Source organism: Ruminococcus sp. RTP21359st1_H3_RTP21359_211015 (genome assembly GCF_040909065.1).
GTDB classification, from domain to species: domain Bacteria; phylum Bacillota; class Clostridia; order Oscillospirales; family Ruminococcaceae; genus Hominimerdicola; species Hominimerdicola aceti.
Genome location: NZ_JBDGDD010000003.1, coordinates 73,756 through 95,819 on the forward strand (window position 1 = coordinate 73,756; position 22,064 = coordinate 95,819).

Annotated in this window: 17 protein-coding genes; 12 read left to right on the forward strand and 5 right to left on the reverse strand. The window is 39.7% G+C overall.

Features of this window, described 5'->3' with window-relative positions; translation table 11 throughout:
* The first annotated feature begins 372 nt into the window (after positions 1–372).
* From AB5Z01_RS01965 to AB5Z01_RS01975, 3 genes are all read left to right on the forward strand, one after another.
* Entirely contained in the window at positions 373–615 is a 243-nt protein-coding gene (locus AB5Z01_RS01965; RefSeq protein ID WP_207659808.1) for a hypothetical protein, read from the forward strand.
* Positions 616–636: 21 nt separating this feature from the next.
* Positions 637–2,568, forward strand: coding sequence for an ATP-binding protein (locus tag AB5Z01_RS01970; protein WP_243246446.1), 1,932 nt, complete (start codon positions 637–639; stop codon positions 2,566–2,568).
* A gap of 78 nt (positions 2,569–2,646) precedes the next feature.
* Positions 2,647–2,775 (forward strand): hypothetical protein, encoded by a 129-nt coding sequence (locus AB5Z01_RS01975; RefSeq protein WP_272114668.1) that lies wholly within the window; start codon positions 2,647–2,649, stop codon positions 2,773–2,775.
* 71 nt (positions 2,776–2,846) lie between these two features.
* Here the strand turns inward: AB5Z01_RS01975 and AB5Z01_RS01980 are convergent, their stop codons facing one another.
* Positions 2,847–3,713 (reverse strand): AraC family transcriptional regulator, encoded by an 867-nt coding sequence (locus tag AB5Z01_RS01980; RefSeq protein WP_117865490.1) that lies wholly within the window; start codon positions 3,711–3,713, stop codon positions 2,847–2,849.
* 341 nt (positions 3,714–4,054) lie between these two features.
* Here AB5Z01_RS01980 and AB5Z01_RS01985 point away from each other — a divergent pair, with 341 nt between their 5' ends.
* The 5 genes from AB5Z01_RS01985 to AB5Z01_RS02005 are packed head-to-tail and all read left to right on the forward strand — an operon-like array spanning position 4,055 to position 12,258.
* Complete coding sequence (locus AB5Z01_RS01985; RefSeq protein ID WP_368365297.1) at positions 4,055–5,452, forward strand: MFS transporter; 1,398 nt, start codon at positions 4,055–4,057, stop codon at positions 5,450–5,452.
* A 15-nt stretch (positions 5,453–5,467) separates the two neighbouring features.
* Positions 5,468–8,467 carry a glycoside hydrolase family 2 TIM barrel-domain containing protein gene (locus tag AB5Z01_RS01990; protein ID WP_368365298.1) on the forward strand — a complete coding sequence of 1,000 codons (3,000 nt, stop codon included), beginning with the start codon at positions 5,468–5,470 and terminating at the stop codon, positions 8,465–8,467.
* Positions 8,468–8,482: 15 nt separating this feature from the next.
* The gene (locus AB5Z01_RS01995; protein WP_368365299.1) at positions 8,483–9,757 is read left to right on the forward strand and encodes a galactokinase; all 1,275 of its coding nucleotides are present in this window, start codon (positions 8,483–8,485) and stop codon (positions 9,755–9,757) included.
* Positions 9,758–9,772: 15 nt separating this feature from the next.
* Complete coding sequence (gene galE, locus AB5Z01_RS02000) at positions 9,773–10,756, forward strand: UDP-glucose 4-epimerase GalE (RefSeq protein ID WP_368365300.1); 984 nt, start codon at positions 9,773–9,775, stop codon at positions 10,754–10,756.
* A gap of 14 nt (positions 10,757–10,770) precedes the next feature.
* The gene (locus AB5Z01_RS02005; RefSeq protein ID WP_368365301.1) at positions 10,771–12,258 is read left to right on the forward strand and encodes a UDP-glucose--hexose-1-phosphate uridylyltransferase; all 1,488 of its coding nucleotides are present in this window, start codon (positions 10,771–10,773) and stop codon (positions 12,256–12,258) included.
* 81 nt (positions 12,259–12,339) lie between these two features.
* Here AB5Z01_RS02005 and AB5Z01_RS02010 read toward each other — a convergent pair whose 3' ends face one another.
* A complete protein-coding gene (locus AB5Z01_RS02010; RefSeq protein ID WP_368365302.1) occupies positions 12,340–12,681 on the reverse strand; it encodes a hypothetical protein in 342 nt (113 codons plus the stop codon).
* A 1,369-nt stretch (positions 12,682–14,050) separates the two neighbouring features.
* On the opposite strand from AB5Z01_RS02010, the gene AB5Z01_RS02015 reads away from it, so the two are divergent.
* The 4 genes from AB5Z01_RS02015 to AB5Z01_RS02030 all read left to right on the forward strand — a co-directional run bounded on the left by AB5Z01_RS02015 (position 14,051) and on the right by AB5Z01_RS02030 (position 19,680).
* Positions 14,051–15,394 carry an MATE family efflux transporter gene (locus AB5Z01_RS02015; protein ID WP_117857332.1) on the forward strand — a complete coding sequence of 448 codons (1,344 nt, stop codon included), beginning with the start codon at positions 14,051–14,053 and terminating at the stop codon, positions 15,392–15,394.
* A gap of 375 nt (positions 15,395–15,769) precedes the next feature.
* Positions 15,770–16,234 carry an NUDIX domain-containing protein gene (locus AB5Z01_RS02020; RefSeq protein WP_038671899.1) on the forward strand — a complete coding sequence of 155 codons (465 nt, stop codon included), beginning with the start codon at positions 15,770–15,772 and terminating at the stop codon, positions 16,232–16,234.
* Between the two features lie 19 nt (positions 16,235–16,253).
* Positions 16,254–16,985: a nucleotidyltransferase domain-containing protein gene (locus AB5Z01_RS02025; protein WP_038671901.1), complete on the forward strand. Its 732-nt coding sequence runs from the start codon at positions 16,254–16,256 to the stop codon at positions 16,983–16,985.
* 136 nt (positions 16,986–17,121) lie between these two features.
* Positions 17,122–19,680: a translation factor GTPase family protein gene (locus AB5Z01_RS02030; RefSeq protein WP_287216426.1), complete on the forward strand. Its 2,559-nt coding sequence runs from the start codon at positions 17,122–17,124 to the stop codon at positions 19,678–19,680.
* A 43-nt stretch (positions 19,681–19,723) separates the two neighbouring features.
* On the opposite strand, the gene AB5Z01_RS02035 is transcribed toward AB5Z01_RS02030, so the two are convergent.
* The 3 genes from AB5Z01_RS02035 to AB5Z01_RS02045 are packed head-to-tail and all read right to left on the reverse strand — an operon-like array spanning position 19,724 to position 22,061.
* Positions 19,724–19,903, reverse strand: a complete 180-nt coding sequence (locus AB5Z01_RS02035; protein ID WP_117923709.1) for a hypothetical protein — start codon at positions 19,901–19,903, stop codon at positions 19,724–19,726.
* A 14-nt stretch (positions 19,904–19,917) separates the two neighbouring features.
* Positions 19,918–21,090: a sodium/glutamate symporter gene (gene gltS / locus AB5Z01_RS02040; RefSeq protein ID WP_117923750.1), complete on the reverse strand. Its 1,173-nt coding sequence runs from the start codon at positions 21,088–21,090 to the stop codon at positions 19,918–19,920.
* 17 nt (positions 21,091–21,107) lie between these two features.
* Positions 21,108–22,061, reverse strand: a complete 954-nt coding sequence (locus tag AB5Z01_RS02045) for a TAXI family TRAP transporter solute-binding subunit (RefSeq protein ID WP_195220794.1) — start codon at positions 22,059–22,061, stop codon at positions 21,108–21,110.
* Positions 22,062–22,064 lie beyond the last annotated feature (3 nt).

Genomic DNA, 22,064 nt, shown 5'->3' on the forward strand with positions numbered 1-22,064 from the left:
CCTTGCATTATATAGGTAGGAAGGACCTTATGTTGACTTGTTCCCATAGACTTCAATGGTTAAGACCGTGATATGAATGTCAATTTTGCCACAGATTGCATCTATTTACAGATGTGAATGTGCGGTCTTAGAAGGTGTGGACCTGTTTCCGTTTTGACAGGATATGTTTCCGCGAACGGGCACAAAACCAGACATCAATCAGAAGGTATCGTGCCATGTGGAGACGGTTTGTTTGATGTCAAGAAAATAAAATCAAGTGCTGAAAAGTGGCGTGTTTCCGGGCTTTTTCGGAGGTTTGGATTAGATGTCACAATTTGAGACAGTGGATTAGATGTCAGGCATTTTGGGATGATTTTGGGAAAATGAAAAAGGGTGACAACCAATCCTGCAGGACTGACTCCTATTGAAATCGGTCAGGGAGTGACTTATAAAGAGGCAAAATTAACATTTCTTTGCGAAAAGTTGTATCAGCATCAATTTTCCAAAGAGGATATTACAACAGAAGTTCAGGAGTATTATGCTTCCATGCCAAAAGTCTATCCCGATTTCAATGGAGGCTGGCAACCACATATTGTTTTTGTAGGTGAAATTATAGAGGTTAGGGATGAACGATAAATTGGGATTTAGAGGATGTGAATGAGCAGCATGAAGAAAATAAAAGAAGAAATTAATTTGAAAAAATTCCTTAGGCTGAAGAATACAGGCAGTATCTTTGTGATTGCGGGGCTTTTGACAATTTTTGTAATAGCGTTGTACACATTTATTCTGCAAAGTTCTTACACTAAGACCGCCCTTGAAACAGAAATCATACGTGACACAGCGAGTGCAGATGCAGTACACAAACTCGTGGATGGAAGAATCGGCAAAGAAGATTTTGATCAAATCAAAGATCAATCTGATGAAACGAAGCAATTATATAAGGATATTTCTTCATATTTCAATGAAATCAGAACACTGAATTCTACTCGATATATTTACACTGCTACAAAAAATGAAGAAGGAAAACTCGTTTATGTGGTAGACGGTTTGGATTCGGATGCGGATGATGTAAGACACCCTGGAGATTATATTGAGGAAGAAATGGTTCCGTATATTGATAGGGCTATTTCTGGGGAGAATGTGTACTCTCAGGATATCATTGATACAACATGGGGCCCGATTTTTACGGCTTGCTATCCTGTAAGAGCAAATCATGATGGTACTGGAGAAATCATTGGCGCATTTTGCATTGAAATGGATATGCAATCAGCTTATGGAATGGTTGAAGAGACGAATCATATTTCCATCATCTGCGGTTTAGTCGCAGGAGCTGTATTGCTTTTAATTTGTCTATATACCTATTATGTTTACCAGAAAAGCAAGGCAGAAGAGCAAAAACAAAAACAACTATTAATGACCGCCGCTGAGGAAGCAGATGCTGCCAACAAAGCAAAATCTGCGTTTTTGCTTAGTATTAGCCATGACATCAGAACGCCGATGAATGCCATTATTGGATTTACAAACATTGCGCTTCACCAGAACACGATTTCAGATATTCATGATAGCTTGGAGAAAGTTCAAAAAAGTTCGAATCATCTTCTCTCTTTGTTGAATGACGTTCTGGATTTTACTCGCATTGAAAGTGGAAAAGTTACTATTTCGCCCGAGCCGGTGGACATTACTCAATTGACGGATAACGTCCAGGCGATTATGAATGGACTTCTTTATAATCGAGATCTTAAGTTTGAAGTACATCGAGAAATCCCAAAGAACCCATATGTCCTTGCAGATGTTGCGCGTATCCGAGAAGTTTTGGTGAATCTTCTTGGCAATGCTGTGAAATTCACAAAGGACGGCGGAAAGATCACTTTGGATATCAGCAGTTACCCAGGAGCGGATGAGAAACATATCATAACTCGTTATGTTGTTCGAGATAACGGTATTGGCATGAGCGAAGAGTTCCAGAAAAAATTATTCGATCCGTTTTCACAAGAAGATGATGCTAATGCCAGAACTCAATATAAGGGAACCGGTCTTGGTATGGCCATCTCAAAAAAATATGTGGATATGATGGGCGGTTCGATCGCTGTTGAGAGCAAAAAAGGTGTAGGTTCTACATTCACAGTGGAGATCCCACTGGAGTTGTCAGAACAGGTTATTCAATCAGAACAAAAACAACATCTACATAGAGATTTGACGGGTATTCATGTTCTTATGGCTGAGGATAATGATCTAAATGCTGAACTTGCTACGATGATACTGGAAGATGCTGGTTTGACCGTAACACGCGCATCAGACGGAAAAGAAGTTGTGGATTTGTTTAAAAATCATCCACGAGGCACATACGATCTTATTTTGATGGATATTATGATGCCCAATATGGATGGACACCAAGCAGCAAAAGCCATTCGAGCCTTGGGTATAGAGCGGTCCGATGCAGTTACTATTCCAATTATAGCTTTGTCTGCAAATGCTTTTATAGATGATATTCAGGAATCCCTGGATTCAGGCATGAATGACCATATTTCCAAGCCGATTAACATGGAGGAATTAATCGATACTATCACTAAATACATTAAACACGATTAGGAAAACAAAGAAGTTAATTCTGCTTTTCATGTACCTTTTCAAAATCTTCTCTGCTGATTATGGAAAATCTGGAACAAAATGCGTGCTACTGATCCTGAATATGCACTTGCGATGAAAAATGCCGACACGGCTAAGGTTTGGCAGCTTGAAAATCTCTTCGAGCTGCAGGCTGATGAGATTGCGATTCAGACGTGTTTGTTAATGTAGCCATTCCTTATTTCTGATCAAAAATCAACAAAACTCGTTTGGCTTAGTTTTAGCCAAACGAGTTTTGTTTTTTACTCCCTGAGATTTTCTTTGAGTTTTACTTTTCGATATTCTTTTGGTGACATACCAATGTATTTATGAAATAGTCTGCTGAAATAAAGCGAATTGGTGTATCCAACCATATTTGCAATTTCAGTAATGGTGTAGTCCGTATTTTCTAACAAACTTTGTGCGTTGGAGATTCGCAGCTTTAAGATATATTGCAGCGGACTGGAACCTGTGATTTCTTTAAAGCACTGAATAAACCAACAGTTGCTAAGCCCTCTGGATTCGGAGTACTCCTCAATGCTGATTTCTGTGTTGTAATTTTTACGAAAATAGTGCATCGCAAAAGCAACTTCTTTTTCACTGGTGCTGCTGAATTTCTTTGCACTCATGATTGCACGGCTTATCAAAACAAAAATATTTCGCAGCTGCAAAGAAATCAATTCATCATACCGTGGTCTGCAAAGCTGCAATTCCTGAATCATCTGACCAAATAACCACTGATAATCGGGAGATGTTCCAATATAGAGAATATTATTTTTCAGGTTGATATTGTAATACTTTAAAATTTCTTCTACTTCATTTCCGGTAAAATGCACCCAATAAACATCGGTTTGATCTGCACGATAATAAACATATTCCTGTGGTTGATCCGGCAAATATATAATAATATTTCCGGCTGAAACCGTTTTTTCTTCTCCGTGAATGAAAAAATGTCCTTTTCCGGAGGCAATATATAAAAGCTGATAATCTTTTCTTCCCTTCGGACGATGTGTTACTACTTCAGAACGATTTTTCACACGATAATTTCCACAGCTTGTTACAATCAAAGGTTTCGTATTATCCACTACAGTAGATGTAGAGTTGTTTAAATAGGCAACATTCATAAACATAAAAAGCACCTCCTTGCTTCTATAACTATAGTATATCACACCTGAGCACTGATTACAAGAAAAATCCTAAACTTTGTGCATATATTTTATAACTTTGTGTATTTTTTAAGCCGTTTTGTGTGATATAATAGAGTCAAGAAATGAGAGGAAAGAATTAAAAAAAGACGTCTTTCATTGTAATTTCATGTTGAATTCAGTAAAAATTCTTTATACTCAAAAAAATAATCATCTATTCTGACGATGGCATTATTTCGTTTTTGCAAGATGAAAAGCAGTTCGTATCATTCATTATGGGAAAATTCTGTCCATGTGGGCATACAAACAATGAAAGGAGCTCTATTATGAGCAAAGAAAAAACATACTTAAAGTGGTATAACAAAGTCGGTTATGGTTCCGGCGATGTTGCAGGAAACGTTGTCTATGCATTGCTGACATCATTCGTAATGATCTATCTTACCGACACGATTGGATTAAACGCAGGTGTTATTGGCGTTCTCATTGCTGTATCGAAGATTTTTGATGGAATAACAGACATCATTTTTGGTACGTTGATTGATAAGACACATACGAAAATGGGCAAGGCAAAACCGTGGATGCTTTATGGTTTTATCGGCTGTGCAATTACCTTGATTGGTGTATTTGCAATCCCGATGAACATGGATGATTTTGCTCAGTACGCATGGTTCTTTATCTGCTACACACTTCTTAACAGTGTATTTTATACGGCAAACAACATCGCATATTCCGCTCTGACCGCTCTTGTTACAAAGAACAGCAAGGAAAGAGTTCAGATGGGTTCTTATCGCTTTATCTTCGCATTTGGAACAAGCCTCCTGATTCAGGCTGTTACATTCCAATTTGTTGAAGCAGTGGGCGGTGGTGCAAATGGCTGGAGAACAGTCGCAATTATTTATGCGGTTATCGGTCTTATTGTAAATACAATTTCCGCTCTTTCTGTAAAGGAACTTTCTGATGAGGAACTTGCAGACAGTGAAACAAAAATAGAAGAAACCAAATACAGTTTTGGCGAAGCATTCAAAATTCTCGTACACAACAAATATTATGTGATGATCACAGTAACCTATATTTTGCAGCAGTTCTATGGTGCGATGATCGGTGTTGGAACATACTATGCAAAATATGTTCTCGCAGATGAGAATATGTTCGGCACATTTGCGTGGTTTATCAATATTCCTTTGATTATCGCCTTGATCTTCACTCCTACCGTCGTACAAAAATGGAACGGAATGTATAAGCTGAACAAATACAGCTACATGGTAGCAACAGTTGGCAGACTTCTGGTAGCAGTTGCCGGATACATGGGAAACATTCCGCTGATGCTTGCATTTACAGCACTTGCAGCACTCGGTCAAGGTCCATGGCAAGGTGATATGAATGCAGTCATCGCATCATGCTCTGAATATAGCTGGCTTACCAAACACAAGCACGTTGATGGAATCATGTACTCCTGCACATCACTTGGTGTAAAAATTGGTGGTGGACTTGGAACAGCAATTGTCGGTCTTTTGCTCGACTTTAGCGGATTCAAGGGCACTTTGACAGTACAGCCTGATTCTGCTATCAATATGCTTCACATTATGTATCTGATCGTTCCGTTTGCACTGGATCTGATCATCACATTTATTCTTTCAAAGATGAATGTTGAAAAGGCAAATGCGGAAATCAAAGAAAAACTTGGAATATCTGAAAATGAAGTTGTGATGGAATCAAAGAACTAAAATGGAGGAAACAATATGAAATATACACTTGACTGGCTGACCGATCCGGAAGTGTTTGCAGTCAACAGAATCGCAGCACATTCCGACCACAGAATCTATGCAAACCATTTGGAAGCCGATGCAGACAATTCCTCTCTGATTCAGAATCTGAACGGCACCTGGAAATTTGCGTGGGCAAATAATCCGTCTGAATGGCAGCAAAAGTTCTATGAAGAAAGCGACAGCACTGACAATTTTGACAACATTCAGGTTCCGGGACACATGGAATTGCAGGGATATGGCAAACTGCAGTACGTCAACACCATTTATCCTTGGGAGGGACAGGAGCATCTCCGTCCGCCGTTTATCTCTGAAAAGGACAACCCTGTCGGCAGCTACGTCAGATATTTTGACTTGAACGATGCTCTGAAAAACAAGCGTTTATTCATTTCTTTTCAGGGTGTGGAAACTGCTATGTATGTCTGGCTGAACGGCAAATTTATCGGCTACAGCGAGGATTCTTTTACACCGTCTGAATTTGAACTGACACCATATATCCGTGAAAAGGACAACAAACTTGCTGTTGCAGTGTTCAAAAGAAGTTCTGCAAGCTGGCTGGAAGATCAGGATTTCTGGAGATTCTCCGGCATTTTCCGTGACGTATTCCTTTATGCGGCACCGTCTGCCCATGTTCGTGATATGAGAGTGATTGCAGATTATGACGGTACAAATGGTATCTTCTCTGCAACGCTGGATATTGCGGGCAAGTGTTCTGTGAGATCGATCTTGACAGATGAAAATGGAACGGTCATCGCACAATCCAATGAAAAGGAATCTGTAAACTGGACAATTGAAAATAGCAAGCCTTGGAGTGCCGAAATACCGAATCTCTACACGTTTACAGTGATTCTGACAGACGAAAGCGGAAATGAAATCGAGGTCAGCAGAACCAAGGTCGGATTCCGCCGATTTGAACTGAAAAACGGAATCATGTGCCTGAATGGAAAACGTATTATTTTCAAGGGTATCAATCGACACGAATTTGATGCTAAAACAGGCAGAGCAATCACAAAGGAAGATATGCTGTTTGACATTCAGTTCATGAAAAAAAACAATATCAATGCAGTTCGTACCTGTCATTATCCGAATAATTCTCTTTGGTATCAGCTTTGTGATGTATATGGCATTTATCTGATTGATGAAACCAATCTGGAAACACACGGTACATGGCAGAAGCTTGGTGTAACAGATCCGTCTTGGAATGTACCGGGTTCACTTCCGGAATGGAAAGAAGCTGTACTGGACAGAGCAAAATCGATGTATGAACGTGACAAGAATCACGCAAGTGTTCTCATCTGGTCTTGCGGAAACGAATCCTACTGCGGAGAAGATATTGCTGCAATGTCGGAATATTTCAGAAGCGTAGACCCGACAAGACTGGTGCATTATGAGGGCGTTACAAGAGTTCCGAATCATCAGTATGATTCTATCACGGATATGGAAAGCCGTATGTACGCAAAACCGCAGGAAGTGGAAGAATACCTGAAACAGAACAGTGGCAGACCATATATCAGCTGTGAGTATATGCACGCTATGGGCAATTCTCTTGGCGGTTTGAGCCTTTACACTGACCTTGAGGACAAATATGAGGCTTATCAGGGTGGTTTCATCTGGGACTACATCGATCAGGCAATCAAAACCAAAAATGACGACGGGAAAACGGTTCTGGCTTATGGCGGAGATTTTGAGGACAGACCAAGCGATTACGGATTCTGCACCAATGGTGTGATTTATGCCGATCGCACCTACTCTCCAAAGGTTCAGGAAATGAAGGCTCTTTACTCCAACATCAGAATGTCTATTCAAAACGGAATGCTTACCGTAGAAAATCGAAATCTCTTTGCAGATACAAACAACTTGTCCTTTGTTGTACGATTGGAAAAGAACGGCGTTGTTCTGAAATCCGATACATTTTCTCTGAATGTTCCTGCCGGAGAAAGCAAGACAATGAAACTGACACTTCACAAAATAGACAGTGCAGGAGAATATGTTTATCATGTTTCCGCCGTTACCGCAGATCAGACACTATGGGCAGATGCAGGGCACGAAATTGCCTTTGCTCAGGAAGTGTTTGAAGTGAAAGATAATCAGATTCCGGAAACCACATTGCAAAAGCCAACGATTGTATACGGCGATGTTATCATTGGTGTTCACGGAGAAAACTTCTCCATGATGTTCGACAAAAAAGAGGGTGGCATCAATTCTCTGAAATACAATGATTTTGAATATATCACACGCACACCAAAGGTCAGCTTCTGGAGAGCAATGACGGACAATGACACCGGTGCTTCCGAGCCGTACAATCTTGCACAGTGGTATTCCGCAGGCAAATTTGCAAAGTATAAAACCGTTTCATGGCTGGAACAGGAAGATGCTTTGAAAATCACATTCACATATCAGGCTGCCTGTGTTCCGACTTTTGAGTTTACTGTAACCTATACCGCACACTTTGACGGAAAGCTGGGCGTAAGTGTAAATTATGCAGGAGTAAGCGGTATGTCCGATATGCCGGTTCTTGCATTGGACTTCAAGATGAAAAAACAGCTTTGCAATTTTCAGTATTACGGACTCGGCCCTGATGAAAATTACAGCGACCGATGCAAAGGAGCAAGACTGGGATTGTGGAAATCTACGGCAAAAGAAAATCTTTCCGGCTATCTCAATCCGCAGGAATGCGGCAATCGTACCGGTGTAAGAACGCTCTCTGTCCATGATGATATGCAGCATGGTCTGACGTTCCAAAAGGGATCTGCTCCGTTTGAAATGAGTGTACTGCCATACAGTGCCTATGAACTCGAAAATGCAATGCACCTAGATGAACTTCCAAGTGTTCGCTACACATGGGTCAGAATCGCTGCAAAGCAAATGGGTGTCGGCGGCGATGATTCCTGGGGTGCACCGGTGCATGAGGAGTACAGAATTCATGCAGATCAGCCGATGAAATTGGAAATTTTAATTATGCCATTAAGATCATAAGAAGAAAGGAAAGCAATGAAAATACAGGATTTTCAAGACAATGTTACTTGTGGTGGATTTGATAATATCTTCGCAAATATTTATAAGCCACAGGATATAGAAAGTCAGAAATCACGATATATGAGTGCTGTGGAGAAATTCACAGCACTGTATCCAAATAGAAATGATATACACGTTTATTCTGCTCCGGGTAGGACAGAAATCGGCGGTAATCATACCGATCATCAACATGGCTGTATCATTGCAGGAGCAGTTGACTTAGATGTTATCGGTGTTGCAGCATTTCATGATGAAAACATCATCAGAATTAAATCAGAGGGATACGATGAATTTGCAGTTTCACTGGACGATTTGGATGTTCATATCGGTGAAAAAGGTTCTTCTGAAATTGTCAGAGGGATTGCAGCTCGCTTTAAGGATTTAGGTGTAGAAATTTCCGGATTTGATATGTATACAACTTCAAATGTACTTGGTGGAAGCGGTATTTCTTCTTCTGCTGCATTTGAAACATTGATCGCAACGGCAATTGACAGCTATTACAATAACAATCAGATCGGTGCAGTAGAAATCGCAAAAATCGGACAATATGCAGAAAACTTTTATTTTGGCAAGAAAAGCGGATTGATGGATCAGTTGGTTTGCTCAGTTGGTGGATTTGTTTTTCTTGATTTTCAAAACATTCAAAATCCAAGTATCCAAAAAATTGATTTTGACCTTTCAAAAACCGGCTATGCATTGATCATCACAGACACCAAAGGAGATCATTCTGATTTGACAGATGATTATGTAGCCGTTCGTACAGAAATGGACGAAGTTGCAGAATATTTCGGCAAAAAGGTTCTTCGTGAAGTTGATGAAAATCAATTTTGGGATAATCTCCCTGATATTAAAAAGAAGATTTCTGACAGAGCTGCCTTGCGTGCAATTCACTTTTTTGGCGACAATTATCGTGCAAAGGCAGAAACGAAAGCTCTCAAAAACAACAGATTTGAGGATTTTCTCACGCTTGTAAACGAATCGGGAGATTCCTCCATGAACTATCTGCAAAATTTATACTCATGCAGAAAGCCAACGGAACAAGGTATTCCACTTGCAATTATGGCGGGGAAACGAATATTAAAAGGCAATGGTGCTGTAAGAGTTCACGGAGGTGGTTTCGCAGGGACTATTCAGGCATTTGTACCAAATGATCTTGTCAATGCATATAGATCGGAAATGGACAGAATATTTGGACAAAATTCGTGCTACATTATGACAATCAGACCGTTTGGCGGTATTGAAATCAAATAATAGGAGGGAAAAATAATGAGTATACTTGTTTTAGGCGGTGCAGGATATATCGGTTCTCACACAGCTTTAGAGTTGATTCGCAACGGAGAAAGCGTTATTATTGCAGACAATCTTGCAACCGGACACATCGAAGCTGTTCCGAAAGATGCGAAATTTTATCTGGGTGATTTGCATGACAAGGCGTTTCTTGATAATATTTTTGAAAACGAACAGATAGATGCAGTGATTCACTTTGCAGCATATTCTCTTGTTGGAGAAAGCGTTGTCAATCCACTCAAGTATTACGATAATAATCTCTGCGGAACAAAAATTCTTTTGGATTCCATGGTTGAACACCATATTGATAAAATTGTATTTTCCTCAACCGCTGCCACCTATGGTGAACCGGAAAATATTCCGATTCTTGAAACAGACAGAACACAGCCAACCAATCCATATGGTGAAACCAAACTTGCTATGGAGAAGATGTTCTATTGGACTTCAAAAGCTCATGGTCTAAGATACGTTTCTCTCCGCTATTTCAATGCTTGCGGAGCAGACAAATCAGGTAAAATCGGCGAGGCTCATAATCCGGAAAGTCATTTGATCCCTTTGATTCTTCAAGTCCCAAATGGAAAGAGAGAAAGTATCTCCATCTATGGAACAGATTATGATACTCCTGATGGAACTTGTATCAGAGACTACATCCATGTTACCGATTTGGCTCAGGCACATATTCTCGCTGTAAAGTACTTAAAAAACGGAAACGAAAGCAATATTTTCAATCTTGGAAATGGTGTCGGCTATTCCGTAAAAGAAGTAATTGATAAAGCAAGAAAAGTGACAGGACACCCGATTCCGGCAATTGAAACGCCAAAACGTGCCGGAGATCCTGCACGACTGGTGGCTTCCAGTGAAAAGGCAAGAAAAATTCTTGGCTGGAATCCTGTACACGATAGCCTTGAAGAGATTATATCTGACGCATGGAATTGGCATAAGAATCATCCAGATGGTTTTTGAAAAGAGGTGTTATCATGATATACAGGGCAATAAACGGATTAATCCGTCATGCAATAGAAGCTGATTTGATTACAAATGACGATATTTTCGTTGTTAGAAATCAGCTCATGGATATACTAAAACTGACTGACTGGAATGATAAAGAACCACTCACGGGAAATATTGAAGAACTTCTTGAACCACTGATCGACTATGCAGTAAAGGCAGGAATCATTGAAGACACTTCTGTACAACGTGATCTATTCGATACAAGAGTTATGGGTGTTTTCACACCTATGCCGAGAGAAGTTAATGCCGCATTTCAAAGAAAATATTCTGCTTCGCCATCAGCAGCTACAGAATGGTACTATGCTTTTAGTAAAAGCCTGAACTATGTTCGTGCTGAAAGAATTGCGAAAGATTTAAAGTGGACATATGAATCAGAATATGGAACACTTGACATTACTATAAACCGTTCTAAGCCAGAGAAAGATCCTCGTGATATTGCTGCTGCTAAATTGCAAAAAAAATCAGCCTATCCTCAATGTCAGCTTTGTGTTGAAAATATGGGATTCGCAGGTCACCAGACACACCCTGCAAGACAAAATCTTCGTCCGGTAAAGTTGAATATCAACAGCCAAGATTGGTTCATGCAGTATTCTCCTTATGGATATTATAATGAACACTGCATCGTCTTTAATAAACAGCATATTCCTATGACAATCAATGCACAGGTATTCAATAAACTGTTTGATTTTGTTGAGCAATTTCCACACTATTTTATCGGTTCAAATGCAGACCTTCCTATTGTAGGCGGCTCCATTCTAACGCATGAACACTTTCAAGGCGGCAATTATAATTTTGCAATGGCAAAAGCACCGATTGAAAGAACATTTCTTTTGAAAAATTATATGAATGTTAGTGCCGGCATTGTAAAATGGCCGATGTCTGTGATACGTCTTTCTTCAAAAAACAGGACGGCTTTGGCAGCTGCATATGCTGATATTTTATCAAAATGGAGAACATATACGGATGAAGTGGTTGGAATTTTTGCAGAAACAGACGGAATTCTGCATAATACAATTACTCCAATTGCAAGAGCAACTTCTTCTGGATTTGAATGCGACTTGGTATTGAGAAACAATATTACAACGAAAGAAAGACCGTTAGGTGTGTTCCATCCGAATCCTACCTTACATCATATCAAAAAAGAAAACATCGGATTGATTGAAGTGATGGGACTTGCTGTTCTTCCGGCGCGTTTAGCAGATGAACTGACACTTTTAAAAGATGCAATGCTGTCCGGCAAAGAGATTGCTACAGATGATAAAATTGCATCTCATGCAATTTGGGCAAGTGAAATTCTAAAAAAATATTCTGATTTTAACGCTGATAATGCAATGGAGATTATTCGTTATGAAGTCGGCAGAGTTTTTGAACAGGTACTTGAAGATGCCGGAGTATTTAAGAGAGATAAACAAGGAAAAGAAGCATTTGCAAGATTTGTAGAACAATTAGGTTGATTTGGAATATACGAAAATGAGCTATTGCATTATGTGCAGCAGCTCATTTTTAATTCAATTCAATTATTCAAGGCTGAGAATTTATTTTAGCACATCATCCGGTGAAATCCAATTATCTCCTGACATATCTTCAGTGTAGATTGTATTATTTATGTACAATTCCTCATCAATGTTACGCACAAAGCCCCAATGAAGGTTGTACTTCTTGGCGTATCCCTTAAATGCATTAAACTTATTTTCGACCTGACGGTCAATATTTTTGGTGTGACCAGCCTGCATACCACCTTTAGTTTCGATAATCCAAACATTTTCGTCAGTAGTCTTAATGATGTAATCAGGATAAAAGAGCCACTGCTTTCTGATACCATTCACATAGACGATAGAAAGATACTGTTGACCAGAGTCACCATTCTTGTAAACCAATTCTACACTATCAAAGGATATGTGCGTTATCTGAATTTTGTTGACTTTTTATATTTGTATGCTATAATATAATTACTGCCTAATATAAAATGCACTGATGAGTAGTGTCATTATCTTAAATTTGAGGTTTGAGAGTAGTGTAATTTTATATGGTAGTAAAACTTTCAGGACAGGATATTGTTCTTACACCGAAAACTGAAAATAGATTATTTTTTTGTGAATGAAAGATATGAGCAGGGATTTCCGTTGGATGAGAATGAATCGTTCTACATTGGGAAGTCGATAGCCGGATTGAAATTGAATCAGTCGGCACAGAATCCGATTACATATCTGTATCCACTGGAGAAAGATAAAATTCATATTTAATGAAATTGACAAATCGGAATTTGAAGAGGTTGTGTAAATGAGGAAAAGATAATGTATTGTTGCACAGATTGCATTATTATTATGGTTTTTTCTTGATATGACAGGTTTGTATTTTGGAAACAAATGTTTAGTTACAAGGTCATATAAAGAAGATGGTATATTCTTTTTGATTTATTTGATTACAATAATACTGTTTCTTGTAAAAGAAAATATTGGAAAATATATTGCTATCGGGTTGATGTCAATGTGGCTTGTTATACAACTTATGTGTCACGAGTGGTATACTATTTTTAACAGTGGATTTATGGGATCCTTAGATGGTAAAATTAAATATTTCTCAGAAACAATTCACTGGATTGATGTAGAAGGCAAATACATACCTGATGTATATCATACCATTTTACATATTTTAATTTTGTGTACATTAACTATAACAATTATCTATTCAATAAGGAATAGACGAAAAACTTAAATTCCAGTTTGTAGGGATGACATGAAAAATGAAGTTTAAGGAACAGAACTTTACCCTGTTTGCCTATACAAATTATAGAGCAATTCAAGGTTATCACAGGCTCGAACCACTAGATTTTAAGGGAAAAGGTGCGTTCCACCATTTTCTTGTACAATAGGGGTTGAGTATGTTTTCGGTGTTTACAACTCTTTGATTGTTGCCGTATATAAGCCATCAGAGTGGTTTGTATGTAAAGAGGCAAATGACAGACTTCCAAGACAGGATATTGTTCTTACACCAAAAACTGAAAATAGATTATTTTTTTGTGGATGAAAGATATGAGCAGGGATTTCCGTTGGATGAGAATGAATCGTTCTACATTGGAAAGTCGATAGCCGGATTGAAGTAGAATCAGTCGGCACAAAATCCGATTACATATCTGTATCCACTGGAGAAAGATAAAATTCATATTTAACGAAATTGACAAATCGGAATTTGAGAAGGTAAGTGAATGGGATACCACGATACAAGATACCATGGAGGAATATGATAATGTCGAAAGATGAGTATTTGATAACCGATACGCCCTTCAAAGCGTTGACGGTTTTTGCAATGCCAATGATTATTGGAAGTTTCTTTCAGCAAATATACAATATGGCCGACTCTGTTATTGTCGGCCAGTTTGTTGGTTCTTCCGCACTTGCAGCTGTCGGTGCATGTGCAGCATTGACCAATGTGTTCATTTGTGTGGCACTGGGAGCCGGTGTCGGAGCCGGTGTGCTTGTAAGCCGTTATTTCGGAGCCAGGGAGTATGGCAAAATGAAAACAATCGTGTCAACCTCCTTGATTAGCTTTTTGCTTCTAAGTATAGTCCTTGGTGTTTTTGGCTTTTTCTTCGCCAACTCGTTGATGAGTGGACTGCAAACCCCTGCCGACATACTGGATGATGCAGTACTGTATCTGCGGGTCTATTTTGTGGGCTTTCCGTTTCTGTTTATGTATAACATTCTTTCTACCATGTTCACCTCAATCGGCGAATCCAAAATTCCGCTAGGACTGCTGATTTTTTCGTCCATCCTGAATATTTTAATGGATCTTTGGATGGTAGCCGGGCTAGGTCTCGGTGTGTTCGGTGCGGCTATTGCAACCCTGATTGCACAGGGAATTTCAGCTGTGTTTTCGTTTTTGATCTTTCTGTCTCGGATGCGGCAATACAAGAGCTCCTTTAGCAGGTTCGACCGGCAGGAGCTGTATTCCATGCTTCGCATTGCGGTACCATCGGTTTTGCAGCAGTCCACAGTGTCTATCGGTATGATGATCGTGCAGGCAGTGGTAAATCCTTTCGGTACACAGGCACTCGCCGGGTATGCAGCAACGATGAGGGTGGAAAATGTTTTTTCTTTGATCTTTGTATCCATCGGCAATGCGGTTTCGCCGTATGTTTCCCAGAATCTTGGTGCAAAGAAAATTGATCGTATCAAAAAAGGCTACCATGTTGCACTGGTGCTGGATCTGTGCTTTGCGGTCATTGCGTTTGTGACCATTGAAGCGCTGCATACGCAGATCTCCTCACTGTTCTTAGGAAAAGACGGAACGGCGTTTGCCTATCAGGTGTCTGGTGATTATATGAGGTGGCTTGGTTACTTTTTCATCTTCATGGGTATCAAGATGGCAACCGATGGAGTTCTTCGTGGTCTCGGAATTATGCGTCCGTTCCTCGTTGCAAACATAGTGAATCTTGCGATTCGTCTGTCCGTTGCCCTGATCTGTGCACCACGTTTCGGCATTGCCTTTGTCTGGCTTGCGATACCAGTTGGCTGGCTTGCAAACTTTTTAATCTCCTATGTGGCTCTTAGGAGATCATGGCCGACTGATAAAATGGCATACATTAGTTAAATTCCAGCTTGTGGGGATGACATGAAAAATGAAGTTTAAGGAACAGAGCTTTACCCTGTTTGCCTATACAAATTATAGGATAATTCAAGGTTATCACAGGCTCGAACCACTAGATTTTAATGGAAAAGGTGCGTTCCACCATTTCCTCGTACAATAGGGGTTGAGTATGTTTTTCGTTGAACAACCGAGCCACGTGGAGTGTGTGGTATTGATAACAAGGAAAGCGCAGTAAATCAGGACAGTTAGCTTAGCGGTGTGGTTTACACACATTGGTTAAACATGCCGCTTTTTATAGGGCATGGCAGTTTAGCGTATAGGATAATATGTTTGTGGTGACAACAGTTCCACAGCGATACAAGTAACGTTGGAGATATTATGGATAGAACTGTAAGAAATGCAGCAAAAGCATTAATTATTAAAGATGATAAGATGTTGGCAATCAAAATAAGTGACGGAAAAGAAGAATGGTATATTATGCCCGGCGGCGGACAAGATGTGGAGGAACTTCTTCCTGAAGCAGTTTGTAGAGAAGTGGCAGAAGAAATGGGATTGCGGGTAGTTGTGAAAGATTTAGCGTTTGTTATAGAGGGTTTACATGGAGAAAAATTTCATCGTGTAGATTTGGTGTTTTTATGTGAGTATATTGGAAAACTTGAAAATGCCGTCTTGCAAAGTGATACAAATCAAGTTGGATATGATTGGTTAGATATTAAAACATTAAATACAACACCATTATATCCTTCAAAATTACGCCGACAGATCATGAATTTGTATGAAGGAAAAGCGTATAAAGTTTATTTAGGAAATGAAGAAATTGGAGACCCAGAAGTAACAGACTAAATAATGAAGGAACTTGTTTATGAGAAGAGTGATACCAGCAAATAAAGTAAATCATGATTATGAGAAAGTATTGAGTGAATTTGTGTCAGCTTTAAAAAATAGATTAGGTGAATACTTATTAATGGTTTATTTGACTGGAAGTTATGCGAGAGGAGATGCAAATGATAATTCTGATTTAGACGTGTTTTGTATCTTTAGTACAATAAATCAATATGTCTTAGAAAATGTTGGGCATTGTGCAAGAAACACATCTATCCCTTATGATTTGTTGGAGATAAATACTCAATGCTTATCCGTAGACGAATATAAAAGCAAAATATTTGAAGATTGGTCAGAATATGCAATTGCTGAACTAAATAGTGTTTTATTGTATGGTGAGCAATTGGTGAAAATCGAAAATATAAATGAAAAGATACAGTTATCCTATAAGAAAAATTTAGCAAATATTTTAATGAGTGTTCGCCATTATATATGTGTAGATGAGCCAAAAGAATTACTTACGCACCAAAAAATTTCGACATATATTTTGAAGCCGCTCATGTTTGCATTAAGACAAGAACGCTTTTGTGCAACAGGAGTTTATCCCTTGTCGATAGAAAGTTTATTAGAATCGTATCAGGATGATAATAGAATTATGGTTGAATACTTTCTAAATAAGGAAAGATTTGAAACGGACATTTTGTCTGATCATAAGGATGTTCTGATGTTTCTTAATGATAAAATACAAAACTTTCTTGAAAATGATTTATAATTAGATAGCATGAAGAAAGCATATATACGAACCCTTTATATCGCAGAAATGGGCAGGTCTTTATATGAAAAGTTTGGATTTGTGCAAATGAAGAATGAAATGGAGTACATTGAAATTTAGCAAATAGGAAGAAAATATGAAAAAAACAGTAATAGGCATAATCGCCCACGTCGACTCAGGCAAGACAACGCTTTCGGAAGCAATGCTTTATTTGTCGGGCGAAATAAGAAAGATCGGACGTGTAGACCACGGCGACGCTTTTCTTGACACGGATATGATTGAAAAAAACAGAGGTATAACTGTTTTCTCAAAACCCGCAGAATTTGAATATAAAAACACATCTTTCACCTTGCTTGACACACCTGGTCACGTTGATTTTTCGGCGGAAACTGAGCGTGCCTTGCAGGTGCTTGATCTTGCAGTGCTTGTTATAAGCGGCACTGACGGTGTGCAGAGCCACACTCAAACTCTTTGGAGGCTGTTAAAGCGTTATAACGTCCCAACCTTTGTTTTTGTAAATAAAATGGACTTGGACGGCGCTGATAAAACCTTCGTCATGAACAGTTTAGAGGGTCGTCTTGGCAGTGGATTTGTGGATTTCTGCCGTATGAAGTCCGAAGTCGCAGAGGATTGCGCCCTTTTTGATGAAAATATTATGAATGAGTTTCTTGAATCGGGATCAATGTCTGACAAGATACTGTCAGATGCCGTGGCTCATAGAAAAGTATTTCCATGCTTTTTCGGCTCAGCTTTAAAATCACAGGGCATAGAAAAATTTATGAACGCCCTTGCAGAACTTGCACCGTGTGTAAATGACAGCGGTACTTTTGGTGCAAAAGTGTATAAAATTTCAGAGGACGGTGGCTCACGCCTGACTTTTATGAAGATAACAGGTGGCTGTCTTAAGGTTAGAGATCTAGTAGATTATTCATCGGCTGACGGTGAAAGCTTCTCGGAAAAGGTCAGCAGGATAAGAATATATTCAGGGGCAAAATATCGTAATGCGGATAACGCTGAAACTGGCGTTGTTTGCGCTGTTGAAGGGTTGACTAAAACCTATGCAGGTCAGGGATTTGGTTTTGAGCAGGATTCTGCAAAACCACTGTTGGAGCCTGTTCTTACCTATCGTGTCGAGCCTGTGTGTGATTTGGATATGCACACTCTGCTGTCGTATTTCCGTGTGCTTGAAAATGAAGATCCACAGCTTCACGTCGATTGGAATGAACAGCTTGGCGAGATTCATGTCAGTATAATGGGTGAGGTGCAGCTTGAAATACTGAAAAGCATTTTCAAGCGGCGTTTTGATATTGACATTGATTTTGGCGAGGGAAGCATTGCATACAAAGAAACTATTGATAAAACGGTCTACGGCTATGGTCACTATGAGCCACTCAGGCATTATGCAGAGGTGCATTTAAAGCTTGAGCCACTGGAGCGTGGCAAGGGTCTGCGTTTTGCAACCGAATGCAGTGAAGATACGCTGGACAAAAACTGGCAAAGACTTATTCTTACCCATTTGCAGGAGAAAAAGTATCTTGGCGTTCTCACAGGCTCTCCTATTACAGATATGAAAATAACGCTCGTTTCGGGAAGAGCGCACCTTAAACACACAGAGGGCGGCGACTTCCGTCAAGCAACATATCGTGCCGTCAGACAGGGACTTAGAAACGCAAAGTCCGTTCTTCTTGAGCCTTATTACAGCTTCACACTTGAAGTTCCACAGCAGAACGTGGGACGTGCTATAACAGATATACAGAACATGGGCGGAGTTTTCTCACAGCCGGAGGTATCGGGCGAATTTTCCGTTATAAAGGGAAGTGCACCGGTGGCGGAAATGCGAGGCTATCAGTCGCAGGTCATAAGCTACACCAAGGGCGTTGGAAAGCTGATATGCACTTCTGACGGTTACCGTGAATGTCATAATACAGAAGTTGTGCTTGAAGAATATGGCTACGATCCTGACAGAGATCTTGAAAATACGGCAGATTCTGTATTTTGCTCTCATGGCGCAGGTTACAATGTCAAATGGAACGAAGTTCCTGATAAGCTTCACATACCTCCAGAGGACAAACGCAGGCAGGTTTCTCAGTCACAGACATACGCTCGTGCCGAAGATTTTGTAAGACGTGCAGCAAGCGATAAGGAGCTTATGGAGATATTTGAGCGCACTTACGGAAAGATAGAACGTGATAAGTACTATGCGATGCGCAGACCTGAAAAATCTGTAAAGTCAGCGTCAAAGCCGAAGCAGATATACTCAGGCGTGGAATATTTGCTGGTTGACGGCTATAACATAATTTTCTCTTGGGACGAGCTGAAAAAGGCTGCCAACGAGAGCCTTGACCTTGCACGAAGTATGCTTGTAAACAGGCTTTGCAACTATCAGGGATACAAGCAATGTGAGCTGATACTCGTCTTTGACGCATACAAGGTCAAAGAGCAGGAGCGTGTAGTGGAAAATTACCACAATATTAGTATAGTTTACACCAAAGAAGCCGAAACGGCTGACACTTATATCGAACGCACTTCTCACAAGCTCAGCCGAGAGCATAAAGTAAGGGTCGCCACATCTGACGGCATGGAGCAGGTCATAATCATGGGCAGCGGCGCTTTCAGAATGTCAGCTCAGGAGCTTCACGAGGACGTTATCCGTGTGGAAAAAGAGATAAGAGAATATATCTCCAATATGAAATAAAAAAAACGATTTTCTGAAAATAAACAGAAAATCGTTTTTTGTGTTATCTTTTCCTTTTCTTGGGCTTTATTTTTATCTCAGGTATTGCTAAGTTGTCGAATATTACACCTGATTCGCTATTATTTTCGTTTTCATCATTCTCAGTTTTTACATCTTCAACGTGAACTTCTGGAAAAGCAAGGTTATCTGTATAACAGTCAAGATGTTTGTTCTTTTTTTTCATATTCTTTTCCTCCGTTAATTAATAAAGTTGATAAATCCTGTTATAACAAGGCTGTTTATAAAATCGGCAAACATACTTCCAACAATAGGAACAAGCATATAAGCCTTTATTGAAGGGGCAAATTTTGCTGTTAAAGCCTGCATATTAGCCATAGCGTTTGGCGTTGCACCCATTCCGAAGCCGCAAGTTCCTGCCGCAAGCACTGCCGCATCATAGTTTCTGCCCATTATATTATATACGATAAAGTATGAGAACATTGCCATGAGAAGCACCTGTGCAACAAGCATGATTATCATAGGCAATGCAAGCTCGGCAAGCTGCCAGAGTTTCAATGTTATCATGGCTATTCCGAGAAAAAGTGAAAGACAAATACCACCGATATCATTTATTTCACCCATGTGTATGTGTATTTTACCGCTGTATTCACCGATATTTCTCATAAACGCTGCAACGATCATTGATCCGATATACACAGGAAAAGTCATGCCTGAATATGAAAGCACCCATGATACAAACGTGCCTATTCCCATTGCTATCGCAAGCTGATAAGCTGCAGGTGCATACATGCTTACAGAACGGTGATGTTTTTGTTCGTCCTCGACAAGTATAGAGTCGTCCTCAGGAATAACAGTTTTCAGCAGATCGTGTTTTAGTATAAGCTTTCTGCCGATAGGTCCGCCCATTACAGAGCCTATAATCAATCCAAAAGTAGCCGCTGCTGTGCAGAGGCTTGTTGCTCCTTGCTGACCAAGGTCCTCAAGCACTGTGCCAAAAGCACCTGACGTTCCGTGACCGCCTACCATAGGGATAGATCCTGTACACATACCTACCAGCGAGCTTACTCCCAATAGCTTTGAAAGCCCCACTGCAACTGCATTCTGCGCAAATATCAGCACTATCAGGCATAATAAAAATACAATAAGACTTTTACCTCCTGCTTTTAAAACTTTAATGTTTGCCTGAAAGCCAACAGAAGTGAAGAACATGACCATGCAAACCGTTTTTAGCGTTTCATCAAACTGAAATTCGACTATTCCTGCGACGTGAAGAATACATGATATGATAGCAAAAATAATTCCGCCGATGACAGGAGAGGGAATACAGAAGGTTTCAAGAAATCTGACTTTCTTTTTGAGAAATCCCCCTAAATACAAGACTCCTACTGCCACCGCAAGAGTTTGATACATATCCACATTTATTGTTTTCAAATTTGATCCTCCTCTGTTATAGCAGTTCCAATGCTGTTATAATATTCCACTGCCCCTTTGTGAAAAGCACACGGGATATTATCTGTCGCAAATTTTGTGTCATTATTCGCAAATGAGATTCTTTTCTTTATCTGGTCATTTTCCTCAAAAAGCATTTTCGTGATATCTGCTACAGTGTCGCTGTCCATCTTTTGGCTTGCCACAAGAACAGCCTTTACGCCGACAGTCTTGACGTCCTCGTCAATGCCTTTATAAGTTCCTGCCTTTATTACAGTTTCATAGTATCCGTCATAAAGATTCGTCATATATGATATCGTTCTGTCATCAAGAGGCAATATTCTTATATCTGTTTCCTCAGAAAGCTGTGTTATAACATCACATGGAGCACCAAGTACCACGAAAAATGCATCGATAGAGCCGTTTTTAAGTGCCTCAGCAGACTTCTGATAGTTCATGTTGCACACATCTATCATGTTATAGTCAAGACTTACAGAGTTTAAAATGTATTCAGCATTTTTTGCTACGCCAGAATCTTCTTCGCCCACAGAGACCTTTTTGCCTTTAAGATCAGCAGGAGTTTGAATATCTGAGTCAGCCGGAACGATTATCTGAAAAGACTCCATGTATAGAGCCGCAACTGCACGGACGTTGTTTATTTTGTTACCATTAAAATCTCCTGTGCCATTCACTGCTTCAGACAGGACATCACTTTGGACTATTCCCATGTTGATAAAGCCGTCCTTTAAAAGCCTCATGTTAGCCTGAGAACCAGCCGTTCTTATATTTGTGATGTTTTCATCAATATCACTGAGAGTGTCAGCAAATTTATAATATATACCACCTTCGTTGCCGGATCCCAGTTTTATCTCAGAGCGTTTACAGCAAGAGCAGAACATTGTAAGTATAGCAACTGTAACAATAAATATTATTGTATTTTTTATTTTTCGCAATCC

Bases quoted from the DNA above. Each gene is read 5' to 3' on its own strand.
- AB5Z01_RS01970 (WP_243246446.1), top strand. From the start codon at position 637: ATGAGCAGCATGAAGAAAATAAAAGAAGAAATTAATTTGAAAAAATTC.
- AB5Z01_RS01975 (WP_272114668.1), top strand. From the start codon at position 2,647: ATGCGTGCTACTGATCCTGAATATGCACTTGCGATGAAAAATGCCGAC.
- AB5Z01_RS01980 (WP_117865490.1), bottom strand. From the start codon at position 3,713: ATGTTTATGAATGTTGCCTATTTAAACAACTCTACATCTACTGTAGTG.
- AB5Z01_RS01985 (WP_368365297.1), top strand. From the start codon at position 4,055: ATGAGCAAAGAAAAAACATACTTAAAGTGGTATAACAAAGTCGGTTAT.
- AB5Z01_RS01990 (WP_368365298.1), top strand. From the start codon at position 5,468: ATGAAATATACACTTGACTGGCTGACCGATCCGGAAGTGTTTGCAGTC.
- AB5Z01_RS01995 (WP_368365299.1), top strand. From the start codon at position 8,483: ATGAAAATACAGGATTTTCAAGACAATGTTACTTGTGGTGGATTTGAT.
- galE (WP_368365300.1), top strand. From the start codon at position 9,773: ATGAGTATACTTGTTTTAGGCGGTGCAGGATATATCGGTTCTCACACA.
- AB5Z01_RS02005 (WP_368365301.1), top strand. From the start codon at position 10,771: ATGATATACAGGGCAATAAACGGATTAATCCGTCATGCAATAGAAGCT.
- AB5Z01_RS02015 (WP_117857332.1), top strand. From the start codon at position 14,051: ATGTCGAAAGATGAGTATTTGATAACCGATACGCCCTTCAAAGCGTTG.
- AB5Z01_RS02020 (WP_038671899.1), top strand. From the start codon at position 15,770: ATGGATAGAACTGTAAGAAATGCAGCAAAAGCATTAATTATTAAAGAT.
- AB5Z01_RS02025 (WP_038671901.1), top strand. From the start codon at position 16,254: ATGAGAAGAGTGATACCAGCAAATAAAGTAAATCATGATTATGAGAAA.
- AB5Z01_RS02030 (WP_287216426.1), top strand. From the start codon at position 17,122: ATGAAAAAAACAGTAATAGGCATAATCGCCCACGTCGACTCAGGCAAG.
- AB5Z01_RS02035 (WP_117923709.1), bottom strand. From the start codon at position 19,903: ATGAAAAAAAAGAACAAACATCTTGACTGTTATACAGATAACCTTGCT.
- gltS (WP_117923750.1), bottom strand. From the start codon at position 21,090: ATGTATCAAACTCTTGCGGTGGCAGTAGGAGTCTTGTATTTAGGGGGA.